At 73.0% G+C, this 14,429-nt stretch carries 15 protein-coding genes; 1 reads left to right on the top strand and 14 read right to left on the bottom strand.

Translation table 11 applies throughout. The features are described from left to right. Positions 1 to 41: 41 nt before the first annotated feature. The 5 genes from MKL01_RS14145 to MKL01_RS14125 form a co-directional block, all read right to left on the bottom strand. A complete protein-coding gene (locus MKL01_RS14145; RefSeq protein ID WP_243905844.1) occupies positions 42 to 851 on the bottom strand; it encodes a GntR family transcriptional regulator in 810 nt (269 codons plus the stop codon). Between the two features lie 75 nt (positions 852 to 926). Beyond that, positions 927 to 1,916 (bottom strand): Ldh family oxidoreductase, encoded by a 990-nt coding sequence (locus MKL01_RS14140; protein ID WP_243905843.1) that lies wholly within the window; start codon positions 1,914 to 1,916, stop codon positions 927 to 929. 4 nt (positions 1,917 to 1,920) lie between these two features. Beyond that, a complete protein-coding gene (locus tag MKL01_RS14135; protein WP_243905842.1) occupies positions 1,921 to 2,862 on the bottom strand; it encodes a hydroxyacid dehydrogenase in 942 nt (313 codons plus the stop codon). A gap of 58 nt (positions 2,863 to 2,920) precedes the next feature. Further along, complete coding sequence (locus MKL01_RS14130; protein WP_279604617.1) at positions 2,921 to 4,201, bottom strand: UxaA family hydrolase; 1,281 nt, start codon at positions 4,199 to 4,201, stop codon at positions 2,921 to 2,923. A gap of 7 nt (positions 4,202 to 4,208) precedes the next feature. Beyond that, the gene (locus tag MKL01_RS14125; RefSeq protein ID WP_243905841.1) at positions 4,209 to 4,526 is read right to left on the bottom strand and encodes a UxaA family hydrolase; all 318 of its coding nucleotides are present in this window, start codon (positions 4,524 to 4,526) and stop codon (positions 4,209 to 4,211) included. Between the two features lie 406 nt (positions 4,527 to 4,932). Between MKL01_RS14125 and MKL01_RS14120 the strand changes: the two genes are divergently transcribed. Continuing rightward, entirely contained in the window at positions 4,933 to 5,679 is a 747-nt protein-coding gene (locus MKL01_RS14120; RefSeq protein ID WP_243905840.1) for a sulfite exporter TauE/SafE family protein, read from the top strand. A gap of 19 nt (positions 5,680 to 5,698) precedes the next feature. Here the strand turns inward: MKL01_RS14120 and MKL01_RS14115 are convergent, their stop codons facing one another. The 9 genes from MKL01_RS14115 to MKL01_RS14075 all read right to left on the bottom strand — a co-directional run bounded on the left by MKL01_RS14115 (position 5,699) and on the right by MKL01_RS14075 (position 14,168). Beyond that, positions 5,699 to 6,700 carry an ABC transporter substrate-binding protein gene (locus MKL01_RS14115; protein WP_243905839.1) on the bottom strand — a complete coding sequence of 334 codons (1,002 nt, stop codon included), beginning with the start codon at positions 6,698 to 6,700 and terminating at the stop codon, positions 5,699 to 5,701. Positions 6,701 to 6,823: 123 nt separating this feature from the next. Continuing rightward, positions 6,824 to 8,449 carry a thiamine pyrophosphate-binding protein gene (locus MKL01_RS14110; protein ID WP_243905838.1) on the bottom strand — a complete coding sequence of 542 codons (1,626 nt, stop codon included), beginning with the start codon at positions 8,447 to 8,449 and terminating at the stop codon, positions 6,824 to 6,826. 13 nt (positions 8,450 to 8,462) lie between these two features. Continuing rightward, positions 8,463 to 10,187: an L-aspartate oxidase gene (locus MKL01_RS14105; RefSeq protein ID WP_243905837.1), complete on the bottom strand. Its 1,725-nt coding sequence runs from the start codon at positions 10,185 to 10,187 to the stop codon at positions 8,463 to 8,465. Then, positions 10,184 to 10,795 (bottom strand): fumarate hydratase C-terminal domain-containing protein, encoded by a 612-nt coding sequence (locus MKL01_RS14100; protein ID WP_243905836.1) that lies wholly within the window; start codon positions 10,793 to 10,795, stop codon positions 10,184 to 10,186. The genes MKL01_RS14105 and MKL01_RS14100 overlap by 4 nt, the downstream gene beginning before the upstream one ends. Before the next feature lie 10 nt (positions 10,796 to 10,805). Further along, complete coding sequence (locus MKL01_RS14095) at positions 10,806 to 11,678, bottom strand: fumarate hydratase (RefSeq protein ID WP_243905835.1); 873 nt, start codon at positions 11,676 to 11,678, stop codon at positions 10,806 to 10,808. Between the two features lie 30 nt (positions 11,679 to 11,708). Then, positions 11,709 to 12,050, bottom strand: a complete 342-nt coding sequence (locus MKL01_RS14090; protein WP_243905834.1) for a succinate dehydrogenase — start codon at positions 12,048 to 12,050, stop codon at positions 11,709 to 11,711. 32 nt (positions 12,051 to 12,082) lie between these two features. Beyond that, on the bottom strand, positions 12,083 to 12,412 hold the full coding sequence (locus MKL01_RS14085; protein ID WP_243905833.1) for a succinate dehydrogenase: 330 nt from the start codon (positions 12,410 to 12,412) through the stop codon (positions 12,083 to 12,085). Then, on the bottom strand, positions 12,409 to 13,149 hold the full coding sequence (locus MKL01_RS14080; protein ID WP_243905832.1) for a succinate dehydrogenase/fumarate reductase iron-sulfur subunit: 741 nt from the start codon (positions 13,147 to 13,149) through the stop codon (positions 12,409 to 12,411). The genes MKL01_RS14085 and MKL01_RS14080 overlap by 4 nt, the downstream gene beginning before the upstream one ends. Next, the gene (locus MKL01_RS14075; RefSeq protein ID WP_243905831.1) at positions 13,146 to 14,168 is read right to left on the bottom strand and encodes an ABC transporter substrate-binding protein; all 1,023 of its coding nucleotides are present in this window, start codon (positions 14,166 to 14,168) and stop codon (positions 13,146 to 13,148) included. The genes MKL01_RS14080 and MKL01_RS14075 overlap by 4 nt, the downstream gene beginning before the upstream one ends. Positions 14,169 to 14,429 lie beyond the last annotated feature (261 nt).

The following is a 14,429-nucleotide window of genomic DNA, read 5'->3' as shown; positions in this document are numbered from 1 at the left end:
TGTCGGCTCCGGCGCGGACCCCGCGCCGGAGAGGATCCCGGTCAGCGCAGGACCGAGAGGTAGTGGATGTCCTGCGTCAGGCAGGTCGAGAGGCGCCACTCGACCGGCCGCTCCTCGAGATCGATGGCGACCCGGTCGATCTCGAGGGCCGGGGTCCCGACGGGCACCCGGAGCAGGTCCGCCTCGCGGACCCCGATCGCCACGGCCTTCAGGCGCTCGTTGGCGGTGGCGATCGTGATGCCGTAGCGGGTGGCGTAGAGGCTGTAGAGGGTGTTGGGCAGCTCGATCCCGGCGATGCCCGGGAACAGGCCGGCGGGCACGCTGATCGTCTCGGCCACGCACAGCTTCGCGTCGACGGCGCGCACGCGCTCGATCCGGACCACCCGGGCGGACCGCACGAGGTCGAGCCGCCCGCGCTCGTCGGCGCTGGCGGCCGCCTCCGCGATCGCCGTCACCCGGCTCGTGGGCATGCCGCTGCCCTCGCCGTCCGGCCGCAGCTTCAGGAAGCGGAAGACGCTCTGCTTGTCGTCGTGGTCGGCCACAAAGGTGCCGCGGCCCTGGCGGCGCACCAGCAGGCTGTCGGCGGTGAGCGCGTCGAGGGCCTTGCGCACCGTTCCCTGGCTGACCCCCAGCTCCACGGCGAGCTGCCCCTCGCTCGGCAGGATCTGGCCGGGCTGCCAGACCGCGTCGGCCAGGCGCTTCAGCAGCGTGTCGTAGACCTGCCGGTAGAGGGGACGGAAGCCGACCGTGCCGGCGCGTCCCGAACCTGCCTGCCCTTCGCCTGACCGTTCCATCGCGTGACGACGCAGAGCCCCATCGGTGGGCAGGACGTCGAAGGTTGTGTCCAGCACCTCTCCCTCCTCTGGCTTACGTCGGCCCGCCGGGCGGGGCAATCGGGGGTTCAACCGCTGCACAGGCGATCCGCCTCACAGCGCCCGGATCTCGGCGACGCGGGCGTCGGCCAGATCGAGCCCCGCCTCGACGGCGCGGCGGCGCAGGGCCAGCCGGCGGCTGCCCGGCAGCCGGGCGCCGTCCTGAGACTCGATCGCTTCGGCGAGGCCGGCGAAGCGCTCCGGCGCGTCCGGGCTGAGCGCCGTCGCGTCGAGGGCGAGGATCAGCTGACCCGTGCCCGGCGGGTCGCCCGCGGCGTCGAGGAAGGACGAGGCCTCTCCGGCGAAGCGCGCGCCGACGAGCCCGGCGGCGAGCAGCTCGACCATCAGCGCCAGCGCCGTGCCCTTGGCGTCGCCCAGCGGAACCATCGTGCCGTCGAGGGCGGCCCTGGCGTCCGTGGTCGGGCGCCCGTCCGCGTCGAGGGCCCAGCCCTCCGGGATCGGCTCGCCCCGCTTGGCCGCCCCGACGATGTTGGCGCGGGCCACCTTCGACAGGGCGAGGTCGACCACGATCGGCGGGCGGCCCGGCAGCGGGCAGGCGAAGGCCAGCGGGTTGGTGCCGAACACCGCCTGCCGCCCGCCCCAGGGCGCCATGGCGGCGGGCGTGTTGGCGAAGAGCAGCGCGACGCAGCCCTGCTCGGCGAGCGCCTCCACCGGCCGTCCCGCGGCGCCGCAATGGTGCGAGCGGCGGATGCCGGCGGCCGCGACGCCCTGCCGGCGGGCGAGCCCGGGCAGCGCCTCCAGGGCGAGGTCGAGGGCCGGGTAGGCGAAGCCGTGGGCGGCATCGATCGCGAGCAGCCCCGGCCGCGGCTGCTCCGCCCGGGGGACGGCGTCGCCCGCGACCTTGCCGGCGCGCACCTGCGCCCCGTAGGGCGCGACCCGCGACAGGCCGTGGCCCGTCAGGCCGTCCGCCTCGGCGCCGACCAGGGCGCGGGCGACGCTGCCCGCCGCGGCCGCGGCGGTGCCGCAGCGGATCAGGGCCGCCGCGACGAGGGCTTCCGCCTCCGAGAGGGTGAGGTTCGGCATCGGCTCAGCGCTCCGTGAGGTGGCGGCGCACGGCCTGCGCGGTGACGGCCGAGACGCGCACGTTCGACTCCTGGGTCACGCCGGCGATGTGCGGCGTCAGGATCAGGTTCGGCACGTCCGCGAACCGGGCGCCGGCCTGCGCGTCGAGGGGCTCGCGGTCGAACACGTCGAGCGCCGCGCCGCCGAGATGGCCCGCGCGCAGGGCGTCCGCGACCGCCGCCTCGTCCACGATCCCGCCCCGGGCGGCGTTGATCAGGATCGCGCCGCGGGGCATCCGGGCGAGGGCGCCCGCGTCGATCAGGCCGCGCGTCGCCTCGGTCAGCGGCACGTGCAGCGAGAGCACGTCGCTCGCGGCCAGCAGCGCGTCCAGGTCCAGGCGCTGCACCGGGCCGAACGGCTGGGTCCAGGCGGGATCCCCGGGGGCGACGAACGGGTCGTGGGCGGCGATCGTCATGCCCAGCGCGGCGGCGCGGCGGGCGGTCTCTCGGGCGATGGACCCGAACCCTACGAGGCCGAGGCGCTTGCCGCCGATCTCGCGGCCCATCATGGCGTTGCGCGGCCAGGTGCCGGCGGCGACGCCGGCCGTCGCCCCGTAGGCGCCGCGCAGCAGCAGCAGCGCGGTGGCCACGACGTACTCGGCCACCGCAACGTCGTTGGCGCCGGTCGCCGGGCAGACCGCGATGCCCCGGTCCCGGCAGGCCGCCACGTCGATGTTGTCGAGGCCGACGCCGAGGCGGCCGACCACCCGCAGATCCGGCGCGCCGGCGAGCAGGGGGCCGCGGACCTGCGTCCGGTTGCGCACGATCAGGGCGTCGGCCTGCGCCACCGCGGCGGCCAGCGCCTCGGGCCGGTCGACGAGGTCGGGATCGTACAGCACGTCGAAGCCGGACAGGTGCGCGGCGATCGCGGCCTCGTCCATGAACTCGCTGATGACGACCTTGGGCATGGCCTGTCCTCGTTCCCCGGCGGTCCGGCGCCCGTCATGCGGGCGCCGGACCTGTGCGTCAGGCGCTGCGGTAGAGCTTCGTCATGACGAATTCCCGGTGGCCGAGGGACTCGGCCGCCGTGAGCCGGCCGTTGGCGGTGCGCACCACCATGTCGATCAGCGCGTCGCCGGCCTGCGGGATCGTCATCTCGCGGCTGAGCACCCCCGAGACGTCCACGTCGATATGCTCGCCCATGGTGCGCACGGTCCGGGGATTGCCGGTGATCTTGATCACCGGCAGGATCGGGTTGCCGATGACGTTGCCCTGGCCGGTGGGGAAGGTGTGGACCACGTAGCCCGCCGCCGCCATCAGGGTCACGCACTCGGCCGCCGCCGAGGACGTGTCCATGAAGTAGAGGCCCGGCCCCTTGGCGGGGGCCTCGGCGGGCTGCAGCGCGTCGATGAACCGGCATTCGTGGCCGATCTTCTCGAGGTTGCCGAGGGCCTTCTCCTCGATGGTGGTGAGGCCGCCCGCGATGTTGCCCTTGGTCGGCTGCGAGTCCGAGAGATCGTCGGTCTTGTGGGCCTCGATCACGTCGTCCTGGTAGGCCTTCCACATGGTGTACCACTTGTCGGCGATGTCCGGGCTGATCGCCCGCTCGCGGCAGAGGTGCTCGGCGCCGGTGATCTCCGAGGTCTCGCCGAACACGCCGTAGATCCCGTGCGGGATCAGCTTGTCGTACATGTTGCCGACGGTGGGGCAGGAGGCGAGGCCGGTGGTGGTGTCCGACTCGCCGCACTTGGTCGAGACCCACAGGTCGGCGATCGGGCATTCCTCGCGCTGGAGCTCGGTGGCCCACTGCACGAAGCGCTTGGCCTGGTAGCTCGCCTTGGCGACGATCGCGATGTCGCCGTGGCCCTCGATGCCGAAGCCGACGACCGGCTTGCCGGTCTTGGCGATGCCCTCGACCACGCGGTTGGTCCACTGGTCCTCGATGCCGATCACCACGACGGCGGCGACGTTCGGGTTCGAGCCGATGCCGATCAGGGTGCGGAAGTGGAGGTCCAGATCCTCGCCGAACTGCAGCCGGCCGTAGGCGTGGGGCAGCGCCATCGTGCCCTTCACATTGTTGGCCACCGCCTCGCAGGCGGCGTTGGAGAGATCGTCCAGCGGCAGGAGCACGACGTGGTTGCGCACGCCGACCCGGCCGTTCTCCCGGCGCCAGCCCATGAAGGTGGCGGCGGTGTGGTTTTCCGAGGCGCGCTTGGTCGCGAGCGCCCGGGTGGCGAACTGGTCGGGGGCCCCGCCCACGAAGGGGGTGGCGATCTCGTGCTCGAGCGGAGCGGCTTCCTTGAACATCGTCACCTCACCAGCGCTTCGTCTTGACGTTGTGGACGTGGACGTGCTCGCCCTTGGCGACGTCCTTGATGACCTTGCCGATGTCCTGGCCGTACTTGATCGCCGTGTCGCCGGCCTTCAGGTCGGTGAGCGCGACCTTGTGGCCGATCGGGATGTCGTGGCGGACATGGACCGCGAAGGTGGTGTCGTTCTCGGTGATCACCCCGAAGGCGTCGGTGTTCGCGCTCAGGCCCTCGATCACCGCGACGGCGACGTTGTCCTGGGGGGAATGGGCGAGAAGATGCGGCTTGCGGTGCCCCTCGCCGGACGCGGCGTGGCTGCTCATGCGGTCCTCCTGACGGTGGTCGTCGGCTTCTGGGCGGCGACTGGTCTTATATAAGATCAATAAGGCTCCGGGCGTCAACGGCGGATCGGATGGCGCGGGGGTGAATTCCTTGGTTCACGGCGCGATCCCACCCGCGCCTCACCCTCCCCCGCAGAAGGGGGGAGGGCGCGTGCTCGATCCGGACGACCAATCACATCAAACGACCGAAGCAGCCGGCGAACGTCCGTCCGAGCAGGCCCGAAAAGGCTCATGCGATGCCCACGGGGCCGTCCTACGCCTTGCCCTACGGACCGGGTCTTATATAAGATACATTCAAAACAAAGCCCGTCCCCGGTGGGGCACTGGCCGGGGGGATGGGGATGGCGGGCGCGCACGGGTATGGCACGGGCCGGGGCGGGCGCCCGCGGTGAACGACACGCTCCTCCTCATCCTCTGCGTCGGCTGCGCCGGTCTGGTCTCGGGGCTGACGGGCTTCGCCTTCGCGCTGATCGCCTCCGGCACGCTGCTGTCGATCCGCACGCCCGTCGAGGCGACCGCCCTGGTGCTCGTCTGCAGCATCCTCTCGCAGGCGATCTCGATCCTGCGGCTGCGGACCTGGCCGCCGCGGGGCACCGCCTTCGCGATGATCCTGCCGGGCCTCGTCGGCGCGCCGATCGGCATCCACCTGCTGCACGACCTCGATCCGCGCTTCATCAAGGTCGCCATCGGGGCCTTCCTGGTCCTCTACAGCGGCGGGATCGCCCTGCTGCGCGCCGATTACCGTGTGGGGTTCGGCAATCGCTGGAGCGACGGCGCGATCGGCTTCCTCGGCGGCGTGCTGGGCGGCATCGCGGGCCTGTCCGGAGCCCTGCCGACGGCCTGGAGCCTCGTGCGCGGCTGGGAGCCGCGCACCCAGAGGGCGGTCTACCAGTCCTTCACCCTGGTGATGCAGGTCTGGGCCCTGGCGATCCTCGTCTGCCTCGACCCGGTCCCGCCCGAACTCGTCGGCGATCTCGCCCTGGCGCTGCCGGTGGTGCTGGTGAGCGTGCTGGCCGGGCTCGCGCTGTTCGCCCGGATCGACCAGCGCCGCTTCCGCACCCTCGTCCTGGCGCTGCTCGCCGCGATCGGGCTGACCACCACCGCGCTGGCGCTGCCCGGCCTAATGCAGGGCTGAGCCCGGCCGGCCTTTCGGCTCAGCTGCCGTCCCGGACATGGACGCCCGGGAAGAACAGGTCCTTCCAGCTCTCCGGCCGGCGGCGGATCGTGCCGGTGCGGGCCATGAAGTCCGCGACCGTGCCGACCGCCCGGGGCGTCGCCGTGAAGGAGACCTGCGGGTCGTTCAGGATCTCGGTGATGAGGCCGCTATCGCTTCCGTCGCGGGCAAGCCGCACGTAGGTGCGCGCCGCCTCCGCCGGATCGGCCGCAATCGCCGAGAGCGCCTCGTCCAGGGCGGCCGTGAAGGCCGCGAAGATCGCGGGGTTGGCCGTCGCGAAGGCCGCAAAGGCCCAGACCACGTTGAAGGTCGAGGGTTCCCCCAGCACGTCGAAGCTGTTGAGCACCGTGCGGATGCCGGGCCGGCGCAGCTCCAGCTCCTGGATCGGCGCGGCGGTGAAATGCCCCGTGACTTCGCTGCCCCCGAGGAGCGCCGCCATCCCGTCGGGATGCGACAGGGTGACGGTGAGCCGGTCGAGGTCGTTGCGGTGGCCGGCGCCGAGTTCCGTCTCGGCCGCCATCTGCAGGACCATCGCCTGGACCGAGACCTTGACGGCGGGGAGCGCGATCCTGTCCCGGTCGGTGAAGTCGGCGAGCCTGCGCACCTTCGGATTGCTGGTGTTCAACAGGAGCGGCATGCTGTTCATCGCCGCCACGCCCTTCACGGCCATCGCGGTGCCCTCCGTCTTCGACCAGAGCAGCACGAGGGGCGGCACGCCGCCCGCCGCGAACTGGATCTGCCCGGACAGCAGGGCGTCGTTCATCGCGGCCCCGCCCGCGAGGGTGAGATAGCGCGCCTGGAGCCCCGCCACGCCGCGGGCGGCCGCCGCCTTCTGGAGCAGGCCCTGCTCCTCCATCAGCATCAGCGGCAGGTGCCCGAGGCTCGGCTGGCGGGCAATGGCCACCGCGCCGACCTCCGCCCGGACCGGACCGGGGCTCATCGCGAGGGCCGCGGCCCCCGCCAGAACGTCGCGTCTGCGCATGATCCCCCTCCCTGAAAACACGGTCCGCGCCTGTCGCGCCGGCGGGTTTGGGGCGCGCGACCCGCCCCCGCTCCCGTGCGGCAAAGGCGGCGCCACGGTCATGCCGTGCCCTGAACCACCCCTTCAGCCGGGTCGCCGGATCACCGGCGCCGGCACGCTCGCGATCATCACGTTGAGGCAGGCGGGCAGGCCGCTGGCATGGGCCGCCTCCAGGGCGGCCGGGAGGTCGGCGGCCTCGGTCACCAGAGCCCCGAAGCCGCCGAGCGCCTGGACCACCGCGTCGTAGCGGGTCGGCAGCAGGTCGCAGTGGCGGGTCCGGTCGGGGCCGTAGCTGCGCAGCTGGATCTGGTGCTCGGCGTTCCAGCGCGCGTCGTTGCCCACCACCGCGATGAACGGGATGCCGTAGCGCACCGCCGTGTCGAACTCGGCCATGTGGAAGCCGAAGGTGCCGTCCCCCAGCACCGCGACCACGGGGGCGCCGGGGCGCTCCAGGGCGGCGGCGATCGCGAAGGGGATCGACGCGCCGATCGTGCCCGAGACGCCGTTGATCAGCCGGCGGCCGGTGCGGACCAGGGCCTGCGGCCACTGGCCGATCTCGCCGCCGTCGCAGATCAGCGTGCCGTCCGGGTGGTTCTCCAGGAAGGCGTCGACCGCGCGGCACAGCTCCACCGGATGCAGGCGCCCCGCGCCGCCGCGCAGCGCGGCCCAGCCGGGGGGCCGGTGGGCGAGCGCTGCCCGCGCCTCCCGGTGCCAGGCGTCCCGACGGGGACGGCCGGCGCCCCGGGCCGTCAGCGCCGCCAGGACCGGCCGCGGATCGGCGAGGCCCGAGACGGCGAGGCGGTCGGCCGGGGCGCGGGCGAGGAGCGCCGGATCCGGATCGATCACCGCGAAGCGGGCGTCCGGCGCGAGGGCGGGCGCCGCACCGAAGCGCAGGGTGAAGTCGAGGGGCTTGCCCAGCAGGACGAGGAGGTCGGTGCGGGCCAGGATCTCCGCGAAGGCGCCGAGCGCCGGATCGGCGATCCCCCGCGGGCTCTCCATGCTGACGACCGGCAGGCCGAGGGTCTCTTCCAGGGCCGCCATGGCGGCCCGGCCGGCGGCGTCGCACAGGGCCGGGCCGCACACGACGAGGGGGCGCTCCGCCCCGTCGAGGGCGGCGAGGAGGTCGGCGATCAACTCCGGCGCGGGGGCCGCGGAGCGGATCTCGGCCGCCGCCCGGTCCGGGATCCGCACGGCGGCGGCGGGGACGGCCTTCTCCAGCAGGTCCACCGGCAGGCTGAGATGGACCGGGCCGGGCCGCCCCTCCCGGGCGATCCGGAACGCCCGGGCGAGGTCGGGGGCGAGGGCCGCCACCGAGCCGGCGGTCCAGGCGGCCTTGGTCATCGGCCGGGCGATGTCGGCCTGGGCCAGCTCCTGGAAGGCGCCGCGCCCGAGTTCGGACAGGCCGGCATGGCCGGAGAGCAGCAGCACGGGCGACTCCGCCGCCTGCGCGGTGGTGAGCGCCGCCGCGCCGTTGGTGTGGCCCTGGCCGCCGGTGACCAGGGCGACGCCGACCTCCCCGGTGAGGCGGGCCCAGGCGTCGGCCATGTGGACGCAGGCCGCCTCGTGGCGGGTGTGGACGAGGGCGATCCCGGTCTCCAGCAGGGCGTCGAAGACCGGCATGATGTGGTTGCCCGACAGGGTGAAGATCCGGGTGACGCCGAGCGCCTCCAGGGTCCGGGCGACGATGTCGGCACCGCGCAGGGTCTGCATGGACGGGCTTTCTTCAGGCGGCGGCGTCGAGGAGCGAGCCCCCCGGCCGCACGTGGGTGAAGCGGACCGGCTCCAGCGCGAGGTCGAGGGCGCCGTCCCGCTGGCGCACCACGGTGTAGTGCGAGGTCGCGAGATCCGAGGCTTCCGGAAAATCCTCGCGGAAATGCGCGCCGCGGCTGTCGGTCCGGGCGAGCGCCGCCCGGGCGACCGTCTGCGAGACCAGCACGAGGTTCTCGAGGTTCAGCCGGTCCATCCAGGTGAGCGCGTAGCGGCGGTCGCCGTCCGGGGCGCCGGCCCGGGCGACCGCCTGGGCGAGGCCGTCGAGGGTGGCGAGCGCCCGGTTGAGGCCGGCTTCGTCCCGCAGGATGCCGACATCCGCCCACATGGTCTCGTAGAGCGCCTCGCGGATCTCGGGGAGCGCGGCCGAGGGCCGGCCGAGGGGGCCGTAGGCCCGGGCGAGGCCGGCCTCGACGGCGGCGGGATCGGGCTCGGCGAGGCGGCCCTCGCGCCGCACGGCCCGGGCCATGGACTGGCCGGCGAGGCCGCCGAACACCGTGGAATTCGCCACCCCGTTGCCGCCCAGCCGGTTCGCCCCGTGGACGCCGCCGGTGTCCTCGCCGGCCGCAAAGAGGCGCGGCAGCGCGGTGGTGCAGTCGACCGCGAACTGGAGGCCGCCCATCATGTAGTGGGCGGTGGGGATGACCTCGACGCGGCCGCCGGCGAGGTCGAAGCCGCAATCGGCGCAGCGCTCGACCATGCCCTTGAACCGGCGGCGCACGTCCTCGGGGCCGAGATGGCTCATCTGGATGTGGACGCCCCCGCTCGGCGTGGCGAAGCCCTCGCGCAGCCGGCGCATGATCGAGCGGCTGACCACGTCCCGGGTCGCCCGCTCGCCCCGCGGATCGTAGGCCTCCATGAAGCGCTCGCCGGTGGAATCGAGGAGCCAGCCGCCGGCGCCGCGCAGGCCCTCCTCCAGCACCGTCCCGGTCATGCGGGTGCCGGCGCCGGCGAGCAGCCCGGTCGGGTGGAACTGCACCATCTCCATGTCGCGCAACGGGAGCCCGGCGCGCAAAGCCATGGCGAGGCCGTCGCAGGACTTGTCGCCCGAGGGCGTGTGGTATTTGTACATGGTCGGTCCGCCGCCGGTGGCGAGCAGCACCGCCTTCGCCCGCACCAGCTTCGGCTCCCCCGTGCGCATGTCGAGCATCAGCACGCCGGCGAGCCCCGAGCCGTCCCGGGCCGGGATCAGCTCCAGGGCCCGGTGGTCCTCCAGCCGGCGCACGTCCCGGCGCCAGACCTGCTCGGACAGGCGGTTGATGATCTCGATGCCGGTGAGGTCGCCCTTGTGCACCGTCCGGTCGAAGGTCTGGCCGGCAAACGCCTTCTGGTGGACGCTGCCGTCCGGGTTGCGGTCGAAGAAGCAGCCGAGCTCGGTCTCCAGCTCGCGGATCCGCACCTGCGCCTCGGTGACCAGCGTCCAGGCGAGCGCCTGGTCGTTCAGCCACTTGCCGCCCTCGATCGTGTCCATGAAGTGCCGCTCGACCGAGTCCCCCGGCGCCAGCGCCACGTTGTAGCCGCCCTGGACCATGCGGGTGCAGCCGCATTTGCCCAGCAGCCCCTTCACGGCGATGGTGACGTCGAGGTCGGGCGCAGCCTTCTTGGCGTGGAGCGCCGCGAACAGCCCGGCCCCGCCGGAGCCGAGGATCAGGATGTCGGTCTCGACCTGGGCCGGGCTCATCGGGCGTCCTCGATGGAGGCGATGACGGCGTCGCGCCGGGCCGCTACGTCGCGCTGGACGTCGGCGAAGAGCGAGCCGCCGTGCGAATCCATGCCGACCAGCAGCGGGCCGAAATCGCGGATCGCGAACTGCCACAGGCTCTCGGGGTGGAGGTCGTCGAGATCGACGTCGACGATCCGCTCGATCCAGGTGGTCTCCAGCGCCGCCGCGCCGCCGACGATCGCCAGGTAGGCGCCGCCGCGCCGGGCGAAGGCGTCGAGGGTCGCCGGGCCCATGCCGCCCTTGCCGACGACGAGGCGCACGCCCTCGCGCTCCATCAGGGCGTCGGTGAAGCGCTCCATGCGCATCGACGTGGTGGTGCCGATGCAGAACGGCGCGTAGCCCACCGGCGCCTCGGGGGAGGGGGCCACCCGGTGGACGTTGGGCGCCGTGTGGATCACCGCGTGGCCGGCGAGATCGAGCCGGGTGCGGCGGCCCCGGTCGAACATGTGGATCAGGGTCGCGTCGCGGATGCCGAACAGCCAGCGCCGCAGGGTGACGGTGTCGCCGATCCGGAGCGCCCGGATCTCGGCCTCGCCGGCCGGCATGTCGAGGACGTGGTGGGCCACGGGCTGCTCCTCAGGCGAACGTGATGCCGCCCGGCGTGATCGTCGCGCGGGCGCGGCGGGCCGAGTGGCACTGGATGTTCACGGCGACCGGGTTCTGGGTGATGTGGGTCGCGGCGAGTTCGACATGGACGGCGAAGCTCGTCGACCGTCCCCCGAGCCCCTGCGGGCCGATGCCGAGCTCGTTGACCGCCCGCGACAGCTCGGCCTCGATCCGCGCGCCCTCCGGGTCGGCGCAGACCGAGCGCAGCGGCCGGGTCGCCGCCACCTTGGCGAGGTGCATGCACAGGTCCGAGGTGCCCCCGAGCCCGACGCCCACGATGGTCGGCGGGCAGACCCGGCCGCCGAGCTCGATCACCCGGTCGATGACGAAGCGCTTGGCGGCGCCGATCCCGTCCGAGGGCAGCAGCATCTGCAGGAACGAGCCGTTCTCCGAGCCGGACCCCTTCGGGATCATCTCCACCGCCACCGTCTCGGGCCGGTCGTCGAAGTCGACATGGATGATCGGCACCCGGATGCCGCAGGAGGTCTGCTCGTTCGTGCGGCTGATCGGATGGACCACGGAGGAGCGTAAGGAGAACTCCGTCGTCGCCCGCGCGCAGCCGCGCCGGATCGCGGCCTTCAGGGCGGCGCCGTCGAAGCGCACGTCGGCGCCGATGACGACGTTGTAGATCGGGATGCCGGTGTCCTGGCAGAGGATGTTGTTGGTGCGCTCCGCGACCGCGACGTTCTCCACCATCGTGTCGAGGATGGCCCGGCCGGTGGCGTCGGTCTCGGTGCGCTGGAGGTCGGCGAAGCCCGCCTTGATGTCGGGGGGCAGGATCTTCAGGGCGCGGACATAGAGGTCGCGGCAGACCTCCTCGAATTCGCGGATGTCGAGATCCATGGCGGGTCTCCGCTGACGAGGGGCGGGGGGTCAGGCCCCGCCGAGGAGGAACAGGAGGCCGATCGCGAAGGCGGTCGCGAGGCAGCCGGAGACGACGAGGGCGGTGCGCTCGCGGTAGCGCAGCCACTCGATGGCGAGCACGCGCAGGCCGAGCGCCATGTGGACGGCGAGCGCGCAGACGAGGCCCCATTCGGCGGTGCGGACGAAGCCGTTCTGGGTGAGGCCGAGGAAGCTCTCGAGCCGGTCGGCGCCCTGGAGCGCGGTGCCGAGCGCGATGAAGTGCATCGGCAGGAACAGCGCCAGGGCTATCCCCGAGAGCCGGTGGATCAGCGCGGCGGCGAAGCCCGGCCGGCGGAGGGACGCGCGGGTCATGCCGGTCCGGCTGGGTCTCCTCGCAGGCGCCCTCATGCCCAGTACACCGCCAGCGCCGCCCGCAGGCCGAGCCCGGCGAGCAGCGCCGAGAGCCCGATCATGGCGAGATCGAGGGAGCGCCCGCGCCAGCCGGTCCATTCGCGCAGGACGCTGCGCAGGCCGATCGGCGCGTGGATCGCGGCCGCCAGCACGAAGACCGCGTAGAACAGCAGGAACGCCGGATTGCCCTGCGTCCGCCCGAGGATCTCGCCCGCGGTGAGCCCGCCGCGCACCGCGTAGAGGATCGTGCCGAGATGGACCGCGACGGTGACGGCCAGGATCGCCGCGGTGCCGCGCTGGGCGAGGTACAGGAGCGGGCTCATCCGCGCTTCCACAGCCGGCGCAGCGCCGCCTTGCCGGTCTCGCGCTTGAGGCCCGCGATGGCGAAGGTCGGGCTCAGGCCCTTCGGGCAATGCTCGGTGCAGCTCATGTGGCTGTGGCAGGAATGGCAGCCGGCATCCCCCGCCACCGCGGCGAGCCGCCCGTCCCGGTCCCGGTCGCGGACGTCGTTGACCAGCGTCCAGGCCCGGTTGAGGGCCGCCGGCCCGAGATAGTCGGGATTCCAGGTGACGAGGTCGCAGGCCGCGTAGCAGACGCCGCAATTGATGCACTCGATGCCGGCATCGACCTCCCGGCGCTCGGCCGAATCCGGCTGCACGACCGCGAAGTCGTCGGGCGGGTTCTCGCCGGGTTCGAAATAGCCGTGGGCGCGGCGCCACTTCTCGAAGAAGGGCTCCATGTCGACGGCGAGATCCTTCACCACCGGCAGGTTGCGCAGGGGCTCCAGCAGGAGGTCCCCGTCCGGCGCCACGGCGGCCACGCGGGTGCGGCAGGTCCAGCGCGGGCGCCCGTTCACCGTCATGCCGCAGGAGCCGCACATGCCGACCCGGCAGGCGAAGCGGTAGGCCAGCGTCGGATCCTGGTCGCGCTGGATCTCGGTGACGACGTCGAGCACCGTCTGGTTGGCCCGGCGCGGCACCGTGAACGCCGCGACCGCCTCGCCCCGCCGGATCCGGACCTGCAGCGCCGCGGTCGCCCCCGGCTCCACGGCGGCCGTCACCGGGTGGCCTCCTTCGGGCCGCCGGCGTCGGCGGGCGCCGGGAAGAACAGCTCGTCCTCGCTGGCGGCGGTGGCGGAGACCAGCCCGGCGCGGTTCATGTAGGCGAGGTAGGCGAGCATGCGCTGGGGCTTGGTCGTCCAGGCGTTCTGCGGCGCGCGGATGAGGGCGACGGCCTCGTCCTGCGAGATCTTCGACCCCTCCGCCTTGATCCAGAGCGAGGCGGCCCGGGCCGGGTCGTCGCGGATCAGCGTCAGGCTCTCCTCCAGCGCCGCCCGGAAGGCCGCCACGACCGTCGGGTTGGCGGTGACGAAGCGGCTGGACGCCCAGACGAGGTTGAAGGTGTGGGGGCCGCCCATCACGTCGTAGCTGTCGAGCACCTTGCGGGCCCGGGGGTCCTTCAGTTCCATCTCTTGGAAGGGCGGCGAGCCGAAATGCGCGGTGATCTCGGAGCGGCCGCCCATCAGGGCGGTCTGCGCGTCCGGATGCCCCATGGAGACGGTGAGCGCGTCGAGCTTCCCCTGCTGGCCGGGTCCGAACGCCTGCTCGGCGGCCATCTGCAGGGTGATCGCCTGGATCGAGGTCTTGGCGGTGGGCAGCGCGATCTTGTCCTGCGGGCCGAAATCCCTGATCGAATTGACCGCGGGATTGGTGGTCACCAGCCAGAGCGGCATCGCGTTCAGCGCCGCCACGCCCTTGACCTTGATGTTGCCCTGCGTCCGGCCCCAGATCGTCAGGAACGGGCCGACGCCGCCGGAGGCGAGATCGAGGTTGCCGGAGAGCAGAGCCTCGTTCATCCCCGAGCCGCCGGTGAAGCGCAGCCACTCGGCCTTGACGGCGAGGCCGCGCTGCTTGGCCTGCTTCTCGAGGAGGCCCTCCTCCTCCATCACGGTCAGCGGCAGGTAGGAGACCCCGAACTGCTTCGCGAGCCGCACGGTCGAGACTTCCGCCCGGGCGGCGCTCAGCGCCCCGCACAGGGCCGCGACCGTCCCGACGAGCCGGATGATGCTCCGTGCCGTCATGGGTTCCTCACCTGTCCGCGCGCCGATCTTGCGGGCCCTTGCGGGTCCGTCGGCGTCGCGTCGAGGATACGCCCCGGGGACAGGCTGTCAACATTCATGTGTCATATACATGACCTGGAGGCGCGGCCGCCCCCGACGCCGGGTGCTTGGGCGTTCGGGGTGTCGGCCGGGTGCGGCTCAGGCCTGCATGCCCCAGCGCTGGACGGTGCGGCGCTCGATGGTCTGGAAGATCAGGTTCTCGACCACGAGGCCGATCAGGAT

This window comes from Methylobacterium sp. J-070 (assembly GCF_022829385.1).
GTDB lineage: Bacteria > Pseudomonadota > Alphaproteobacteria > Rhizobiales > Beijerinckiaceae > Methylobacterium.
The sequence above is the reverse complement of the archived record's forward strand: the minus strand, read 5'-3'. Positions and strand labels throughout refer to the sequence as shown.